17 protein-coding genes are annotated in these 16790 nt (G+C 47.2%); 16 read left to right on the top strand and 1 reads right to left on the bottom strand.

The window, feature by feature from the left end; all coding sequences use genetic code 11:
* Positions 1-116 precede the first annotated feature (116 nt).
* The 3 genes from ACQCVH_RS07175 (at position 117) to ACQCVH_RS07165 (ending at position 3048) form a co-directional block, all read left to right on the top strand.
* Entirely contained in the window at positions 117-296 is a 180-nt protein-coding gene (locus ACQCVH_RS07175) for a hypothetical protein (protein ID WP_426835063.1), read from the top strand.
* A 351-nt stretch (positions 297-647) separates the two neighbouring features.
* The gene (gene rpoE / locus ACQCVH_RS07170; RefSeq protein WP_426835062.1) at positions 648-1220 is read left to right on the top strand and encodes a DNA-directed RNA polymerase subunit delta; all 573 of its coding nucleotides are present in this window, start codon (positions 648-650) and stop codon (positions 1218-1220) included.
* A gap of 220 nt (positions 1221-1440) precedes the next feature.
* The gene (locus tag ACQCVH_RS07165; RefSeq protein ID WP_094769141.1) at positions 1441-3048 is read left to right on the top strand and encodes a CTP synthase; all 1608 of its coding nucleotides are present in this window, start codon (positions 1441-1443) and stop codon (positions 3046-3048) included.
* Between the two features lie 251 nt (positions 3049-3299).
* On the opposite strand, the gene ACQCVH_RS07160 is transcribed toward ACQCVH_RS07165, so the two are convergent.
* Positions 3300-3827, bottom strand: a complete 528-nt coding sequence (locus ACQCVH_RS07160) for a DUF2529 domain-containing protein (RefSeq protein WP_426835061.1) — start codon at positions 3825-3827, stop codon at positions 3300-3302.
* A gap of 442 nt (positions 3828-4269) precedes the next feature.
* Here ACQCVH_RS07160 and ACQCVH_RS07155 point away from each other — a divergent pair, with 442 nt between their 5' ends.
* From ACQCVH_RS07155 to gsiB, 13 genes are all read left to right on the top strand, one after another.
* A complete protein-coding gene (locus ACQCVH_RS07155) occupies positions 4270-4644 on the top strand; it encodes a response regulator (protein WP_426835060.1) in 375 nt (124 codons plus the stop codon).
* Between the two features lie 300 nt (positions 4645-4944).
* Positions 4945-5802: a class II fructose-bisphosphate aldolase gene (locus ACQCVH_RS07150; protein ID WP_101548883.1), complete on the top strand. Its 858-nt coding sequence runs from the start codon at positions 4945-4947 to the stop codon at positions 5800-5802.
* Between the two features lie 283 nt (positions 5803-6085).
* Positions 6086-6733, top strand: a complete 648-nt coding sequence (gene fsa / locus ACQCVH_RS07145) for a fructose-6-phosphate aldolase (protein WP_426835059.1) — start codon at positions 6086-6088, stop codon at positions 6731-6733.
* A 324-nt stretch (positions 6734-7057) separates the two neighbouring features.
* On the top strand, positions 7058-8344 hold the full coding sequence (locus tag ACQCVH_RS07140; RefSeq protein WP_426835058.1) for a UDP-N-acetylglucosamine 1-carboxyvinyltransferase: 1287 nt from the start codon (positions 7058-7060) through the stop codon (positions 8342-8344).
* 37 nt (positions 8345-8381) lie between these two features.
* Complete coding sequence (glpX, locus tag ACQCVH_RS07135) at positions 8382-9344, top strand: class II fructose-bisphosphatase (RefSeq protein WP_148975669.1); 963 nt, start codon at positions 8382-8384, stop codon at positions 9342-9344.
* A 431-nt stretch (positions 9345-9775) separates the two neighbouring features.
* Complete coding sequence (gene rho, locus ACQCVH_RS07130) at positions 9776-11050, top strand: transcription termination factor Rho (protein WP_009792602.1); 1275 nt, start codon at positions 9776-9778, stop codon at positions 11048-11050.
* Positions 11051-11206: 156 nt separating this feature from the next.
* Positions 11207-11419 (top strand): 50S ribosomal protein L31, encoded by a 213-nt coding sequence (gene rpmE / locus ACQCVH_RS07125; protein ID WP_009792603.1) that lies wholly within the window; start codon positions 11207-11209, stop codon positions 11417-11419.
* Positions 11420-11584: 165 nt separating this feature from the next.
* The gene (locus ACQCVH_RS07120) at positions 11585-12205 is read left to right on the top strand and encodes a thymidine kinase (RefSeq protein ID WP_129613013.1); all 621 of its coding nucleotides are present in this window, start codon (positions 11585-11587) and stop codon (positions 12203-12205) included.
* 125 nt (positions 12206-12330) lie between these two features.
* Positions 12331-12807 (top strand): hypothetical protein, encoded by a 477-nt coding sequence (locus ACQCVH_RS07115; RefSeq protein ID WP_426835057.1) that lies wholly within the window; start codon positions 12331-12333, stop codon positions 12805-12807.
* A 271-nt stretch (positions 12808-13078) separates the two neighbouring features.
* Positions 13079-14152, top strand: a complete 1074-nt coding sequence (prfA, locus tag ACQCVH_RS07110; RefSeq protein ID WP_009792606.1) for a peptide chain release factor 1 — start codon at positions 13079-13081, stop codon at positions 14150-14152.
* Positions 14145-15023, top strand: a complete 879-nt coding sequence (prmC, locus tag ACQCVH_RS07105; protein WP_426835056.1) for a peptide chain release factor N(5)-glutamine methyltransferase — start codon at positions 14145-14147, stop codon at positions 15021-15023. Before prfA ends, prmC begins: the two co-directional genes overlap by 8 nt.
* Before the next feature lie 492 nt (positions 15024-15515).
* Entirely contained in the window at positions 15516-16214 is a 699-nt protein-coding gene (gene spoIIR / locus ACQCVH_RS07100; protein ID WP_426835055.1) for a stage II sporulation protein R, read from the top strand.
* Positions 16215-16400: 186 nt separating this feature from the next.
* The gene (gene gsiB / locus ACQCVH_RS07095) at positions 16401-16787 is read left to right on the top strand and encodes a glucose starvation-inducible protein GsiB (protein ID WP_426835054.1); all 387 of its coding nucleotides are present in this window, start codon (positions 16401-16403) and stop codon (positions 16785-16787) included.
* The last annotated feature ends 3 nt before the right edge of the window (positions 16788-16790 follow it).

Below are 16790 nucleotides of genomic sequence, written 5' to 3'. Positions count from 1 at the left end.
AAAAGGATATATTTTTCTGGAAAATATCATATTGTGTTTAGGATAAAAGGCTTTTCTCCGCTATAATGAAAGGGAATGCAGTCCTAAGTGATATTGATATGCAGGATGTGAACGGGTTGAGACAGATATTTTCAATAGGCGCTTTTGCTGCTGCGATAGCGGCCTTCTACTTCTTATACCAGAGGCAGCTTGGTGCGGTCGCTTTCTTTCTGCTGTCCATCTACTTTATGTACCTGGCCATGGGCCAGCTCTCCGGAAGAAAAGACAGGAAGCCGGGGAGGGGCAAAAAGACGTAACAGTGTTCCCGGATATAAACCTTCTCTCATCCAAAAGAAGAAAGCCATCCGGGAGACCTGCAGCAGTATGCCTTCCAAAAGTTTGTCTCACAGCAAAAATGCAAGGAAACTGGAGATAGAACTAGCATAAACACCAGCAATTTGTTTATAATGAAGAATATGTATTTTACATAAGCTGTCTATCCAGCTTGCAAAAGGCATTCTTATGCCTTTTATTCATCTAGGGCTGCTTTTGGAGCGGCTGAATCCTATGCCTTTTTAAAAGCACTGCAAATCCGGGAAGCCCCGGTGTTTTTTACAGTATTTTGCGCTCCGATAGCGAGTGTTATATAGGGAAAGGAAGTGCGTATAGTGAGTCTAGACCAATTCACAAAAGAAGAGCTGCAGGAAATGTCCTTTATCGATATCGCCTACGAACTGCTTAAAGGCACAAAGCAGCAGGTTTCTTTTACCGACATTATGAACGAATATAAAACGCGTCTTGAGGTATCAGATGAGGAAATCCGCTCCAGGATCGCCCAGTTCTATACTGACCTGAACCTTGACGGACGCTTCATTGCAATGGGAGAAAACCGCTGGGGCCTGCGCAGCTGGTACCCTGTTGATACAATGGAAGAAGATACAATGACAGCAGCGAAGCCTAAAAAGAAAAAGGCCAAGAAAGCGGCGAAGGCTGAAGACATCGATCTTGATCTGGACGAGTATGATGAGCTCGACGAGGAAGACATCGAATACGATGACCTTGATGACGATGATGATCTGGACGAGGATGACGACGATCTTCTTGAGGACGATCTTGATGAGGACTCAGACGACGATGACGACTTTGAAGACGACGACGAGATTCTGGAGGATGACCTCGACGAGGATGACGAAGACCTCGAGGAAGATGAAGACCTTGAAGACGACGAGGAAGATTTATAATTCCTTGACTTTTCCATGCCAGGCTTGTAGAATCATTTTTGGGCTCCTTAAAAAAGGACCATATGAATGTATATGCAATAGCGCTCCCTTACTGTTTGGTAGGGAGCGCTTTTTATTTTTAGCTGTTCTTGGCTCTGATCAAGAACAGCAAATTTTTTTAGGAAAAGCCTTACCTAAAGGATGCAGAAAATGCACAAACTGAATATGAGGGGGAAATAACATGACAAAGTATATTTTTGTAACAGGCGGCGTTGTGTCGTCATTGGGAAAAGGGATCACCGCTGCGTCTTTGGGCCGCTTGCTGAAAAACAGAGGCTTGAATGTCACCATTCAGAAGTTTGACCCCTATATCAACGTTGACCCGGGAACCATGAGCCCATACCAGCACGGTGAAGTTTTCGTTACAGGCGATGGCGCCGAAACGGATTTGGATCTGGGCCACTATGAGCGCTTTATCGATATCAATCTGACTAAGTTCAATAATGTGACAACTGGAAAAATTTACTCCACTGTCCTGAAAAAAGAGCGCCGCGGCGACTACTTGGGCGGAACAGTCCAGGTCATCCCGCATATCACCAATGAAATCAAAGAAAGAGTTATGCGTGCAGGGCATGAGACCAATGCCGATGTTGTTATCACAGAGATCGGCGGAACAGTAGGGGATATCGAATCCCTGCCATTCCTTGAGGCAATCCGCCAGATCAAGAGTGATATCGGGCGCGATAACGTTATGTACATTCACTGTACATTGATTCCTTATATCAAAGCTGCAGGCGAAATGAAAACAAAGCCGACACAGCACAGTGTAAAAGAACTGCGAAGCCTTGGAATCCAGCCAAATGTCATTGTCGTTCGTACTGAGATGCCGGTTTCCCAGGATATGAAGGATAAGATTGGTCTGTTCTGTGACCTTGATCCGAAAGCTGTCATCGAGTGCCGTGATGCCGATACATTATACGCAGTCCCTCTTGCCCTACAGGAGCAGAACTTTGACCAGATCGTCTGCGATCACTTGAAGCTGGATTGCGGACAGGCAGATATGGCTGAATGGACCGAACTTCTGAACAAGGTCCGCAATCTCTCCAAGACAACGAAGATTGCCCTTGTCGGTAAGTATGTTGAGCTCCAGGATGCCTATATTTCTGTTGTGGAAGCACTGAAGCATGCCGGCTACTCATATGATTCTGATATTGAAATCAAATGGGTCAATTCTGAAGAAGTAACAGAAGGAAATGTGGAGGAGCTTCTTCAGGATGCTGACGGAATCCTTGTCCCAGGCGGATTCGGCGACCGCGGCATTGATGGGAAGATCCTTGCCATCCAGTATGCGCGCGAGCAGAAGCGCCCATTCCTTGGCATCTGCCTTGGCATGCAGCTCGCTTCTATTGAATTTGCCCGCAATGTCCTTTCATTGGAAGGGGCGCATTCAGCGGAAATCGATCCTTCAACGCCGCATCCGATCATTGACCTGCTGCCTGAGCAGAAGGACATTGAAGATCTTGGAGGAACACTCCGCCTTGGCCTGCAGGCGTGCAAGCTGAATGAAGAAACGAATGCATATGCTGCATACCAGGATGAGGTTGTTTATGAACGCCACCGCCACCGCTATGAGTTCAACAATCATTACCGCCAGGCGATGGAGGAGAAAGGTTTTGTCTTCTCTGGTACAAGCCCGGACGGCCGCCTTGTTGAAATCATTGAAGTGAAGGATCACCCTTGGTTTGTCGCTTCCCAGTTCCACCCTGAATTCATCTCAAGGCCAAACCGCCCGCAGCCGCTGTTCCGCGACTTCGTCGGTGCATCCTTGAAGCATCAGGAAAATAACTAAGTTTACAAAAGCCCCCTCTGGAATTGAGGGGGCTTTCAGTTTGTGCCTTGTAATGGGGCTGTTGATTTCCGTTCCAGGCACTTCGCTTTCCGCGGGGCGACGCTGAGCCTCCTCACGCTTACGCGCTGCGGGGTCTCAGCATTGCCGCTGCAATCCCGCAGGAGTCTACGTGCCTTTCACTGCAATCAACAGGGCTTTTTATAATTAGTTGGGCAGGTTTGCGCCATCACTGGGTGCCTTCCTGACTGTAACTAATATTCACTCAAAATTTCATCAATCGTGAACTTCAGACCATGGTACACAAAGAGTGCAGTAATGGCAGATGGGTAGCCGAAGCGGTTTCCTTCTTCATCGGGGAGGAGTCCCTTTGTTAATTTCAAGTCGATATGGACATCCGCAAGCTCAGCCAGTGAAGGGCCATCAGCTTCTACAGCAGTGGAAATGGCAGCAAACGGAATCATTTTTTCAGAAAGTGCTTTTGCCAGGGCGACTGCCTGTTCATCATCAGAGTGGCGGGAGATGATCAGAAAGCGGTCTGTACCAGCGATATCATTTTCTGAATGAGCATCAGTCCATTGGGCGGCAGATGCGAGCGGTTCTGCTCCTTCCGTTGCCTCCAGGACAGCAGCCTTCATTTCGCGTGTGGCATAAATCTGGATCCTGCCCTCGCCTGCAGGGGCCTGGGCCAGCAGCCGGGCTGCGTCTTCAATGCTGAATTCTTCTTTTTCCATCAGCTTTTTGAAGATTCCCGTCAGCTGGGTTGAAAACATTTTTAGCAATGTAACTTCCTCCTAATTGTGCAAAAATCAATCTGCAGTCCATAAACTCCGCAGGATCTTGAACACTATTTGTGGTCTTATTATAGTGAAATGAATGCTAAAGGTAAAATATTCGGCAGAATTACTTAAAAAGAAGCAGGAATTCACGCGGGAAAGGGAGAATGTTGAGAAGTGGATATATTTTCTGTGACCATTGGTCATCTTTTGAAAAGCAGGAGTTTGATTTCACTGGCGCTGGGAATCCCGCATAACAGCAGTCGGCATGGCTTCCAAACAGGAAGCGGTCAAATGGCAGCAGTGAACTTCTTATCTTACCGGGAAAGCGGGAATTCTTATGTGCTGTCAAAAAAACAGAAGGGTCGTATGAGCCCGGCAGGACATAAGAATTCCGCTTTCTGTCTATCAGCATCAGAAGTAACTATTTTAGGGAAGAGGTGGCTGTATGAAAGGGAAAATATTAATAGTAGACGATCAGTTCGGCATCCGCATTCTATTGAATGAAGTGCTGCAAAAGGAAGGCTATGACACCTATCAGGCTGCAAATGGCGTCCAGGCCCTCGAAATCGTTACAAAGCATTCTCCGGATCTTGTCCTGCTCGATATGAAAATTCCTGGCATGGACGGCATTGAAATCCTGAAGAGAATGAAAGTCATCGACCAGGATATTCGGGTAATCATCATGACAGCCTATGGGGAGCTCGACATGATCCAGGAGGCAAAGGACCTTGGGGCATTGACCCATTTTGCCAAACCATTTGATATCGACGACATAAGGGCAGCTGTTAAGAAGTATGTCCCTATTACGAATTCATTATAGAACAGGCCGGTTAAATTTTGCTGAAAAATGGCCGCTGGCTAAAAAATTATCGCTGGTCCAGCAAAAAATATGAAAATTTAAAATGATAGCGTTTGCTTTAAAATATTCTGTCCTGCAGCGAAAAATAGCGCTGGATTAATGGAATTTCTGATTCTCTTTTGGTATGATACAAATGAATTCCAAAGGATTGCGTCCGTTTTGCCTATTTCAAGATAGGGTACATATTCATGGGCATGCTGGGAAAAACTTTATGTGAATCCCTGCAAAGAACGATGCAATCATTAATAAGGAGGAAGAAATATGCCTTTAGTTTCCATGACTGATATGCTGAACAAAGCTAAATCAGAAGGCTATGCTGTAGGTCAATTTAACTTAAATAACCTTGAGTTCACTCAAGCGATCCTTCAAGCTGCAGAAGAAGAGAAATCACCTGTTATCCTTGGTGTTTCTGAAGGTGCAGCTCGTTATATGGGCGGCTTCAAGACAACTGTGAAAATGGTAGAAGGGCTTCTTGAGGACTATAAGATCACTGTTCCTGTTGCCATCCACCTTGACCACGGTTCAAGCTTCGATAAATGTAAAGAAGCGATCGATGCAGGCTTCACGTCTGTTATGATCGATGCTTCACACGGTCCTTTCGAGGAAAACGTGGAAATCACTTCTAAAGTGGTAGAATATGCACACTCAAAAGGTGTTTCTGTTGAAGCCGAGCTTGGAACTGTCGGCGGACAGGAAGACGATGTAGTAGCTGACGGCGTTATCTATGCTGATGCTAAAGAATGTGACGAGCTTGTCAAGCGCACTGGCATTGACTGCCTTGCACCTGCTCTTGGCTCTGTCCACGGTCCTTACAAAGGCGAGCCAAACCTTGGCTTTGCTGAAATGGAAGAGATCGGGAAGCTTACAGGTATGCCTCTAGTCCTTCATGGCGGTACAGGCATTCCTACTAAAGACATCCAGAAAGCTGTTTCCCTTGGAACAGCGAAAATTAACGTAAACACTGAGAACCAAATTGCTTCCGCGAAGCGTGTACGCGAAGTATTGGCGGCTGACACAGAAGTGTACGATCCGCGCAAATACTTAGGACCTGCGCGTGAGGCGATTAAAGAAACAGTAATCGGCAAAATGCGCGAGTTTGGTTCATCTAATAAAGCTTAATAGAAAAGTGGAAGGCGCCCTGATAAAGGAACGCAGACTAAAGACGCCACGTCCTGTGGCAACGTCTGCATGACCCACATCCTGTGGGCCTCAAGCATAAGACGAGCCGGTCGAAAGGTTGTTCTTTAACCTTTTGGCCGGATTGGCTTATGACCTCGAGCCGATGGCGCCTGGAACTGGACATTGTTTGAAAACTATATTGAAACCGCCTTTCTGAAAGGCGGTTTCAATTCATTTATGTCGATTTTAAAAAATTCGTCGAATAATCTTAGGGGGAAGCGAAATGAAATTTTTTATCGATACGGCAAACCTGGAAGAGATTAAAACAGCCCATGCACTGGGGATACTGGCTGGAGTAACGACTAATCCTTCCTTAGTCGCAAAAGAAAAAAATATCTCATTCCATGACAGACTGAAGGAAATTGCTGAGCTTGTACCCGGCTCTGTCAGTGCAGAGGTCATCGCACTTGATGCAGAAGGCATGATCAGAGAAGGGAAGGAACTGGCGGCAATCGCCCCTAATATCACCATCAAGGTCCCGATGACACCCGATGGACTGAAGGCTGTCCATGCTTTTTCAAAAGAAGGCATCAAAACGAATGTAACCCTCATCTTCAGCGCCAATCAGGCTTTGCTTGCAGCAAGGGCGGGTGCTTCCTATGTTTCTCCATTCCTTGGCAGGCTTGATGATATCGGCCATAATGGCCTTGATCTTGTAACCTCCATCAGGGAAATCTTTGATATCCACGGAATCGAGACAGAAATCATCGCAGCTTCTGTCCGCCATCCACAGCATGTCACAGATTCTGCTTTGAGAGGGGCCCATATAGCCACCGTCCCGCTGAAGGTCATCAATCAGATGTTCAATCACCCTCTGACTGACAAAGGGATTGAAGCATTTTTGGCTGACTGGGACAAGCGTTCTGAATAACCTCGGAGAGAGCCTTGATTCGCCGGGAGTTTTCTGAATAGGCCGAAATGTAAGTGCATACTTCAAAAAATTAACTTTTTTCAATTCTCATACATGAAGTTTAAATTTTCGTGTAAACTAGATGATGAGGATAATGTCGGAATTCGTCTTTTACTCTTGGAAAATTATCCCTATACGGTAGCTTTTGATATAATGGACAAGCTATCCCATACTGAGAATGAAAAGTCCAACGGTGCTAAACTTTCGCCTGCAGCGGCAGGCTGGCAATCAATGTTCAGACTGGATTTGCAAATAGGCACTTAAGGGCAGGAAAGGAAGTCGAAAATGGAAAAGCTTATGATTGCGGGCGGCTACCCTTTAAAAGGAACTGTTAGAATCAGCGGAGCCAAGAACAGTGCAGTAGCATTGATCCCTGCTACAATTCTCGCAGATTCCCCCGTAACAATTGAAGGTTTGCCGGATATTTCTGACGTTCAAATACTGAAAGGGCTTTTGGAGGAAATTGGCGGGAGTGTCGATTTTGCTGATAACGATATGACTGTTGATCCTTCTTCGATGATTTCCATGCCCTTGCCCAATGGAAAAGTTAAAAAGCTGCGTGCCTCTTATTATTTGATGGGGGCGATGCTCGGACGCTTTAAAAAAGCGGTGATCGGACTGCCTGGCGGGTGCCACCTGGGGCCGCGCCCGATCGACCAGCATATCAAAGGCTTTGAAGCGCTCGGTGCCAGCGTGACAAATGAGCAGGGTGCCATCTATCTCCGTGCAGACGAGCTGAAAGGCGCAAGGATTTACCTGGATGTCGTCAGTGTCGGTGCCACGATCAATATCATGCTGGCTGCGGTCAGGGCAAAAGGGAAGACGATTATTGAAAATGCGGCGAAAGAGCCGGAAATCATCGACGTGGCAACGCTCCTCACCAATATGGGTGCAAAAATCAAGGGCGCGGGTACAGATGTCATCAGAATTGAAGGGGTGGACCAGCTGCATGGCTGCCGCCACACCATCATTCCAGACCGGATTGAAGCCGGGACATATCTGATCCTCGGTGCTGCCGCCGGTGAAGGAATCCTGATCGATAATGTCATTCCCCAGCACTTGGAATCACTGATTGCCAAGCTGCGTGAAATGGGTGTGAACATAGAGGCCGGAGACGACCAGATCTTTGTCAGCCCAGCTGAAAAAATGAAGGCCGTTGATATTAAAACGCTTGTGTATCCGGGATTCCCGACCGATCTCCAGCAGCCTTTCACTTCTTTGCTTACAGGGGCTGAAGGGACAAGCATGGTGACGGACACAATCTACGGCGCCCGCTTCAAGCATATTGATGAGCTGAGGAGAATGAACGCCAATATTAAAGTCGAAGGCCGTTCAGCAATCATCAATGGACCGATCCGTCTGCAGGGTGCCAAGGTGAAGGCAAGTGATCTCAGAGCAGGGGCCGCCCTTGTTATTGCCGGGCTGAAAGCCGAGGGGATAACGGAAGTGACAGGACTTGAGCATATAGACCGCGGCTACAGCCATCTCGTTGAAAAGCTCAATGGGCTGGGTGCGACCATCTGGCGCGAGAATCTGACCAAGGAAGAAATGGAGCAGATGAAAAACGCCTGAGTACAGATAGAGAAAACAACCCGGGGAGGAAATCAGAATGGAAAGAAGTTTATCAATGGAGCTGATCCGTGTTACAGAAGCAGCAGCACTTGCTTCAGCCCGCTGGATGGGAAGAGGCGTGAAGGATGAAGCAGATGATGCTGCTACCTCTGCCATGAGGGACGTGTTTGACACGGTGCCGATGAAGGGAACCGTTGTAATCGGGGAAGGGGAAATGGATGAGGCGCCCATGCTTTATATCGGAGAAAAGCTTGGAACAGGCTATGGCCCCCGTGTCGATGTAGCGGTAGATCCGCTTGAGGGCACCAATATCGTGGCCTCCGGAGGCTGGAATGCGCTGGCTGTCCTGGCTGTCGCTGACCATGGAAATCTCCTTCATGCACCTGATATGTATATGGATAAGATTGCAGTCGGTCCCGAAGCGGTCGGTGAAATTGATATCAATGCTTCTGTTATCGATAACTTGAGGGCTGTCGCCAGGGCAAAAAATAAAGATATAGAAGATGTCGTGGCAACCGTGCTGAACCGGGAGCGCCATCAGCATATCATCAGCCAGCTGCGGGAAGCAGGGGCAAGGATCAAGCTGATCAATGACGGAGATGTCGCAGGTGCCATCAATACCGCGTTTGACCATACAGGAGTAGATATCCTGTTCGGATCTGGCGGTGCGCCGGAAGGGGTGCTCGCTGCAGTTGCACTGAAATGCCTGGGCGGCGAAATCCAGGGCAAGCTGGTTCCGCAGAGCGATGCAGAAGTTGAAAGATGCCAAAGCATGGGCCTTGACCTTGGAAAGATTCTTCGTATGGAAGACCTTGTCAAAGGTGATGATGCCATCTTTGCAGCAACAGGCGTCACAGACGGCGAGCTGTTGAGAGGGGTCCAGTTTAAAGGCTCCTACGGTTCTACGCATTCACTTGTCATGCGCGCCAAGTCAGGAACGGTCCGCTTCATCGACGGGCGTCACAGCCTGAAAAAGAAGCCGCATCTTGTCATGAAATAAAGATTTTTTTTGCATGCCTGTGCAAACCCTTTCAAGAAAGGGAGCCTGAAACGGCCTGTAAAAAAATGCTGGAAGAGAAGGGACTGGCTTGCCGGCTGAAGCCGGTCCCTTTATATATTTCCCGAAACAAGGCAATCTATGAAAGAACTGAAAAATTATATTGATTAACTTTCAGGTATAGGGGTAAAATAGAGATTGTTTTTGAAATCTGTTATGATGGATATGCAGATTTGTTCTGTTTTAGGCCCGGGATACCGGGATGCCAGGAACAAACCAAAGATTCTACCCTTTTTTACAAGCTGAATCATCCTTCCAATGCTTCGATGAACCTCAAACGCTTCTTTCCTTTTTCCTTTCATATTCTTAATCAAGTACGATATTGTTATTTTATATGGGGAAAATGATTTAAAATTCAAAAGAGTGGTGTCAATATGGGATTAAATATATCCAGTTTAGAAAATATGAAGTTAAAAGAGCTCTATGAACTTGCCCGGGAATATAAGGTTTCCTACTACAGCAAGCTGACAAAGAAAGAGCTGATTTTTGCCATCCTGAAAGCCCGCGCTGAGCAGGAAGGCTACTTTTTCATGGAAGGCGTGCTGGAAATTATCCAGTCTGAGGGCTTCGGCTTCCTAAGGCCGATCAACTATTCGCCAAGCTCAGAGGATATCTATATTTCTGCATCGCAAATCCGGAGATTTGATTTAAGAAATGGAGATAAAGTATCCGGTAAAGTCCGCCCGCCGAAGGAAAATGAACGTTATTTCGGCCTTCTGCAGGTTGAAGCAGTCAATGGCGACGATCCGGAATCCGCCAAGGAGCGTGTCCACTTCCCGGCTTTGACGCCTTTATATCCTGATAGGCAGATGAAGCTGGAAACAACGCCAAAGCATGTTTCCACAAGGATCATGGACGTACTTGCACCGGTTGGATTTGGCCAGCGCGGACTGATCGTCGCTCCGCCAAAAGCGGGTAAAACGATGCTGATAAAGGAAATCGCCAACAGCATCACGACGAATCATCCAGAGGCAGAGCTGATTGTCCTCCTCATTGATGAGCGTCCGGAAGAGGTTACTGATATTGAACGTTCTGTTGCCGGCGATGTCGTCAGCTCGACATTCGATGAAGTGCCGGAAAACCATATTAAAGTGGCCGAGCTCGTCCTTGACCGGGCGATGCGCCTCGTGGAGCATAAACGGGATGTCATCATCCTTATGGACAGCATCACAAGGCTTGCGCGTGCCTATAACCTGGTTATCCCGCCAAGCGGACGTACCCTGTCCGGGGGTATCGATCCTGCGGCCTTCCACCGTCCAAAGCGTTTCTTCGGGGCGGCGAGGAATATTGAAGAAGGCGGAAGCCTGACCATCCTTGCCACAGCCCTTGTTGATACCGGTTCACGGATGGATGATGTCATTTACGAGGAATTCAAGGGAACTGGAAACATGGAGCTTCACCTTGACCGCCAGCTTGCAGAGCGCCGCATTTTCCCGGCCATCGATATCCGCCGTTCAGGTACACGGAAGGAAGAGCTGCTTATTCCGAAAGAGCATCTGGACAAGCTGTGGGCGATCAGGAAATCGATGTCGGATGCGCCTGATTTTGCAGAGAAATTCCTCCGCAAGCTGAAGCAGACGAAATCCAATGAAGAATTCTTTGCCAATCTCGGCGAAGAAATGAAGAACGGCAGGCGTTCCCAATCCTGATCTGTTCCTCATCAGAAAGTCAGTAAATCCCATCTTGCAAAAACATAATGTCCTTGTTATAATAACAACAGTGTGTTTTTGAATTATACGGTGTGTCCAAGCATCGTACTATATAACTCTGTTTCGCAAGACTCAGGGCAAAAGGAGATGAAACAAATGAAAGCAGGAATTCATCCTAATTACAAGAAGATTACGGTTACATGTGCTTGCGGCAATCAGTTTGAAACTGGTTCTGTAAAAGATGAGGTTCGTGTTGAGACTTGCTCTGAATGCCACCCATTCTATACTGGCCGTCAGAAATTCGCTGAAGCAGGCGGACGTGTGGATCGTTTCAACAAAAAATACGGTCTTAAAGGTCAACAGCAATAATGATAAAAGACAGGCAAGTTTTTACTTCTTGCCTGTTTTTTATTGCCGATAGAGAAGAATATGATGATTAGACAGGTTTATACTTTTAACAAAAAGTGTAAGTTGTAAAAGGGGAACTGGCGCTTTGGCGCCGTGTTTTCTTTAGCTAGGAAGGAGAGGCCACTCATGTATGTAATGAAGCACCACGGCTGGGTTGAGGTAATCTGCGGCAGCATGTTTTCTGGAAAATCGGAAGAGCTCATCCGCCGTGTCAGAAGAGCGCAATTTGCAAAGCAGAAGATAGCTGTGTTCAAGCCGCAGATCGATAACCGCTACAGCGAGGAAGCAGTTGTCTCCCACAATGGAACATCAGTGATTGCCAGACCCATCAGCCATTCAACGGATATCTTCAAGCATATTGATGAAGATATGGAGATTATTGCCATTGATGAGGTGCAATTTTTTGATGATGAAGTTGTGAAGGTGATTCAGCATTTGGCTGACAGCGGATACCGGGTGATCGCTGCCGGGCTCGACCAGGACTTCCGCGGTGAGCCGTTTGGGCAGATGCCGGCTTTGATGGCAATTGCAGAACTTGTGACAAAGCTTCAGGCAGTATGTGCAGTGTGCGGTTCGCCTGCCAGCAGGACCCAGCGCCTCATCAACGGAAAGCCGGCTTCTTACGATGATCCGGTCATTCTTGTCGGGGCATCAGAGGCTTATGAGCCGCGATGCCGCCACCATCATGAAGTTCCGAAATCGCCGAACGTCCTTACCGATTCGGAAACGACCCGCACTTTATCTTAATAGATGAAAGCTCAGGCTCTGCTTAGTGAAAGCAGGGTTTTTTGCTGTCTGAAAAAGCCGGATTCCTCCAGCAAACTGCCTGAATTTGGGTTGCGGCTTCACCTCCAGGAAAGGAGAACCTAATAATGGAGGTGTTTGAAATGATGAAATCAGCTTTAGCAGCTGCGGCAGTCCTTCTATCCGTCCTGATGGGAGGATGTGCACAGGATGATAATGTGGCAGGGATCCATGAGCTGAACGAAGACCAGAATGGGACAAACTTAATAACTGACGGCGGCGGCCAGGTGAAAAGGGGCCTTGATCAAGTGTCTGACGATGACCGTGACAGAACGATGAGCGATCAGAATCCGAATTTCCTCAATATTGATGGAGGGCGGGTCAACGATCAATCTGATGTCGACAAAGCCCGTCAGGTTGTAAGTCAATACAAAGAATATGAGCCGGATGAAGTCTGGATCAACGGCGGCCGCATGTGGGTCACAGCCCACACAGACAAAAGCCTCTCAGCCGAAGAAAAACGCCAGGCCCAGGCCGAGCTGCACAAAACACTCATCAAAGCCCTTCCCCGGTATAATATTGAAGTGCGGTTGAGTGAGCGGTAGGAGAAGGTGACAGGCACCTATACCACCTTTCTGCACGAAGACCCTGATTTGGAGAGGTTTAAACTGAATTGAGTGCTTGTCACCTATACCCCTGCCTATACCACTTTCAGCCCTGGTTTTCCGGGGCTTTTTAGGTTTTGACCTGGGATGCGCTGTATACTATAATTAGAATGTTATGGGCATGATGGTTTAATGGACTTATTTAATTAATTTATGAGCTTTTTGAGGTGTGAAAGCCGATTTATATAGAATCAAAATGAGGTGAAGGACTGTGTACGATCGTCTTCAAGCTGTAGAAGATCGCTACGAAAGGCTGAACGAGCTTTTGAGCGATCCTGAGATTGTAAATGACACAAAGAAGCTGCGCGAATATTCCAAGGAGCAGTCAGGCATCCAGGAAACGGTGGAGGCATACCGCGAGTATAAAGAAGTCCGCGGGCAATACCAGGATGCAAAAGCGATGCTCGAAGAGAAGCTCGATGCAGAAATGCGCGAGATGGTGAAGGAAGAGATAGGAGAGCTCGAAGACAGAGTGGAAGCTCTGGAAGCGCGCCTGAAGATCCTTTTGATCCCGAAAGACCCGAACGATGATAAAAACGTTATCATGGAAATCCGCGGCGCGGCCGGCGGCGACGAGGCTGCCCTGTTTGCCGGGGACCTTTACCGCATGTACAGCCGATTTGCCGAGGTCCAAGGCTGGAAAACAGATGTGATTGAGGCCAGCTCCACAGGTGTCGGCGGCTACAAAGAGATCATTTTTATCATCAACGGAAACGGTGCCTTCAGCAAGCTGAAGTTCGAGAATGGCGCCCACCGCGTCCAGCGTGTGCCTGAAACTGAATCAGGCGGGCGCATTCATACTTCGACGGCAACGGTAGCAGTTCTGCCGGAAGCGGAAGAAGTTGAAATCGAGATTCACGATAAAGATATCCGTGTCGATACATTTGCTTCAAGCGGACCTGGCGGCCAGAGCGTTAACACGACAATGTCAGCCGTGCGTTTGACCCACTTGCCTACAGGGACTGTTGTTTCCTGCCAGGATGAGAAATCACAGATCAAAAACAAAGAAAAGGCAATGAAGGTCCTTCGTGCCCGTGTGTATGATAAATTCCAGCAGGAAGCACAGGCGGAATACGACCAGCAGCGGAAATCCGCAGTCGGTACCGGTGACCGTTCTGAACGGATCCGCACCTACAACTTCCCGCAAAACCGTGTAACAGATCACCGCATCGGCCTGACCATCCAAAAGCTTGACCAGATTCTTCAGGGCAAGCTGGATGAAGTGATTGATGCCTTGATCATGGAAGAGCAGTCAGCCAAGCTGAAGGAAGCTTCAGATGCCTGATCAGCCTATGAAAGTCTACGAAGCCCTGAAGTGGGCTTCTTCTTTTTTAGAAACGGCCGGGCGGGATTTCAATGCGGGTGAAATTCTCCTGGGCCACTTTCTGAATATGAGCCGTTCCCGCCTGCTTGCGGAGATGAGGGAAGAGCTGGACCCTAAGATACAGGATGTCTTCAAAGAAGCAGTACAGCTTCATGCGGCCGGCAGGCCAGTCCAATATATCATTGGAAAAGAAGAGTTCTATGGGCGCACATTCCTTGTGAATGAAAACGTGCTAATCCCCCGGCCGGAAACAGAGGAGCTGGTGCTCGAAGCGCTGAAGAGGAAGGAAAGGCTCTTCAGCAAAGAGGCTGCCGCTGCTGCTGCCGATATTGGAACAGGAAGCGGAGCGATTGCGGTGACCTTGAAACTGGAATCTCCGGACCTTCAGGTAACTGCTACAGATGTGTACGGACCGTCCTTGGACACAGCAAAAGAAAATGCAGAACGAAACGGCGCAGATATCGAGTTCATTTTAGGAGACCTCCTGCAGCCTTTCATACAGAACAGCCGCAGATTCGATATCATCATTTCCAATCCTCCCTACATCCCGCTCAGCGATATGGAAGGGATGTCTGAAGTTGTCACCGAGAACGAGCCCCACCGCGCCCTGTTCGCCGGCCAGGACGGACTCGACCTCTATCGCCGATTCATGCAAGAACTGCCGCTCGTCCTAAAAGAAAAATCACTAGTCGGCTTCGAAGTCGGCACAGGCCAAAGCAAAGACGTTGGCCAACTGCTGCGGACTGCATTTCCAAATGCCAAAATAGACACAGTCTACGACATCAACGGGAAGGACCGGATGGTATTTGCGGAGATCGGCTGGCAGGATTAGTTTGTTGAGGAATTTATGCATTTGGATTCCGGTGTATGGGGGCCATTGGCGGAATGGCTGCCCTTCTTTATCTTGAACTTGTAATTTACGTCAAAATTTTATTGGAAAATATAAATTTAGTGAGCAGGCATACCATTTTCTTAGATTATCTAAGAAAACTGAAGGTGTGCCTGCCTTATTTTTGGCGGAATTTAATCGTTGAGAGTGTTATTCTACATAAATTTTGATTTATTCTACACAAAAATTCAATATTTCTACTAAAAATTTCATTTATTCTACATAAAAATCAAAAGATTCTACATAAAATCCATTTATTGACAAATAACGAAAGCGGGACAAAAATAAGACAGTGCCCTGCAGAAAGATCAACATACTCCATATATACGCCAAATAAAAATACACCTCGACTCAAAAGGGATCTTTTTTATATTTTGCTAGTTTAAGAATCCCCCTTCCTGTCCACAATGGATTAGTGAAGGGACGGTGTCGGAAATGACAGCAAAATCATTAGCGAAATTATATATCATTATCTTATCCTTAGGAACAATGCTAAGCCTATACATACCCAAAACAGAGGTGGCAGCGGAAGATCCGCTCGTCATACCGCAGGAAGCCATCCGCCTCCGCATCCTCGCAAACAGTGACAGCGAAGGAGACCAGGCGCTGAAACGGCTGGTGAGGGACGCGGTCAATAAGGAAATAACTGAATGGGTCAACGAACTGACTTCCATAGAGGAAGCCCGATCATTAATAAAGTCGCGCCTGCCGGAAATCCAGGAGATAGCAGAGCATGTGGTAAAAGAGGAAAATTCAGACCAGACAGTTAAAGCCAATTTCGGCAAAGTAGATTTCCCTACCAAGCTTTACGGCCAGTTTCTATATCCTGCCGGCGAGTATGAAGCAATTTTAATCACACTTGGTGAAGGTGATGGAGCGAACTGGTGGTGTGTTCTTTTCCCTCCTCTGTGCTTCCTTGATTTCTCGAATGGAGTGGCTGTAAGCGATGGATTTGAAGAGGAAAATCAGGAAAAAGGAGAAGTTGGTAAAAAAGTACCGGAAGAAAATGTGCTGGAAACAAATAAGCCTAAAGAACCATCTAGTGAAAAGGAGCCGGTCTTCGTTAAAGAAGAGGAAGAAAAGCCGGAGGTTAAGTTTTTTATCAAAGAATTATGGGAGAAAATTTTTGGATAGTATGCTGCTCTTTTCATAGAGCGGCATTCTTTTTTATAGGAAAAAGGACATAAGAGAAGCTAATGCCATTGTTACAAGTGCATGACAAGCCTTTTACAGATGCTGGGAGCATGTTTGATTCTGGGAGAAGCGGATATTAAAGGAGTGTAAGCCAAAACAACAATTACTGAAAAGGAGATGGAACACATGGCTAACAACAATAACAACGACAAAATGTCCCGCGAGGAAAGAGGCCGCAAAGGCGGAGAAGCAACCAGCAATAACCATGACAAAGAATTCTATCAAGAGATCGGTAAAAAAGGCGGAGAAGCAACAAGCAATAATCATGACAAAGAATTCTATCAGGAAATCGGCCAAAAAGGCGGAGAAGCTACTGCTGATAGCCATGACAAGGAATTCTATCAAGAGATCGGTAAAAAAGGCGGAGAAGCTACTTCTGATAATCACGACAAAGAATTCTACCAGGAGATCGGCCAAAAAGGCGGAGAAGCTACTTCTGAAAACCATGATAAAGACTTCTACCGCGAAATTGGTGAAAAAGGCGGAAATTCAAGAAATAACAACAACAACTAAGTT

The organism is Bacillus infantis (genome assembly GCF_050107595.1).
Classification (GTDB): Bacteria; Bacillota; Bacilli; order Bacillales; family Cytobacillaceae; genus Bacillus_AB; species Bacillus_AB infantis_C.
Note: the sequence above shows the minus strand (reverse complement) of the source record. Positions and strands in the feature narration are given on the sequence as shown.

Excerpts from the sequence above, each read along its gene's own strand:
- ACQCVH_RS07165 (WP_094769141.1), top strand. The coding sequence starts at position 1,441 with ATGACAAAGTATATTTTTGTAACAGGCGGCGTTGTGTCGTCATTGGGA.
- ACQCVH_RS07155 (WP_426835060.1), top strand. The coding sequence starts at position 4,270 with ATGAAAGGGAAAATATTAATAGTAGACGATCAGTTCGGCATCCGCATT.
- ACQCVH_RS07150 (WP_101548883.1), top strand. The coding sequence starts at position 4,945 with ATGCCTTTAGTTTCCATGACTGATATGCTGAACAAAGCTAAATCAGAA.
- fsa (WP_426835059.1), top strand. The coding sequence starts at position 6,086 with ATGAAATTTTTTATCGATACGGCAAACCTGGAAGAGATTAAAACAGCC.
- ACQCVH_RS07140 (WP_426835058.1), top strand. The coding sequence starts at position 7,058 with ATGGAAAAGCTTATGATTGCGGGCGGCTACCCTTTAAAAGGAACTGTT.
- glpX (WP_148975669.1), top strand. The coding sequence starts at position 8,382 with ATGGAAAGAAGTTTATCAATGGAGCTGATCCGTGTTACAGAAGCAGCA.
- rho (WP_009792602.1), top strand. The coding sequence starts at position 9,776 with ATGGGATTAAATATATCCAGTTTAGAAAATATGAAGTTAAAAGAGCTC.
- rpmE (WP_009792603.1), top strand. The coding sequence starts at position 11,207 with ATGAAAGCAGGAATTCATCCTAATTACAAGAAGATTACGGTTACATGT.
- ACQCVH_RS07120 (WP_129613013.1), top strand. The coding sequence starts at position 11,585 with ATGTATGTAATGAAGCACCACGGCTGGGTTGAGGTAATCTGCGGCAGC.
- ACQCVH_RS07115 (WP_426835057.1), top strand. The coding sequence starts at position 12,331 with ATGGAGGTGTTTGAAATGATGAAATCAGCTTTAGCAGCTGCGGCAGTC.
- prmC (WP_426835056.1), top strand. The coding sequence starts at position 14,145 with ATGCCTGATCAGCCTATGAAAGTCTACGAAGCCCTGAAGTGGGCTTCT.
- spoIIR (WP_426835055.1), top strand. The coding sequence starts at position 15,516 with ATGACAGCAAAATCATTAGCGAAATTATATATCATTATCTTATCCTTA.
- gsiB (WP_426835054.1), top strand. The coding sequence starts at position 16,401 with ATGGCTAACAACAATAACAACGACAAAATGTCCCGCGAGGAAAGAGGC.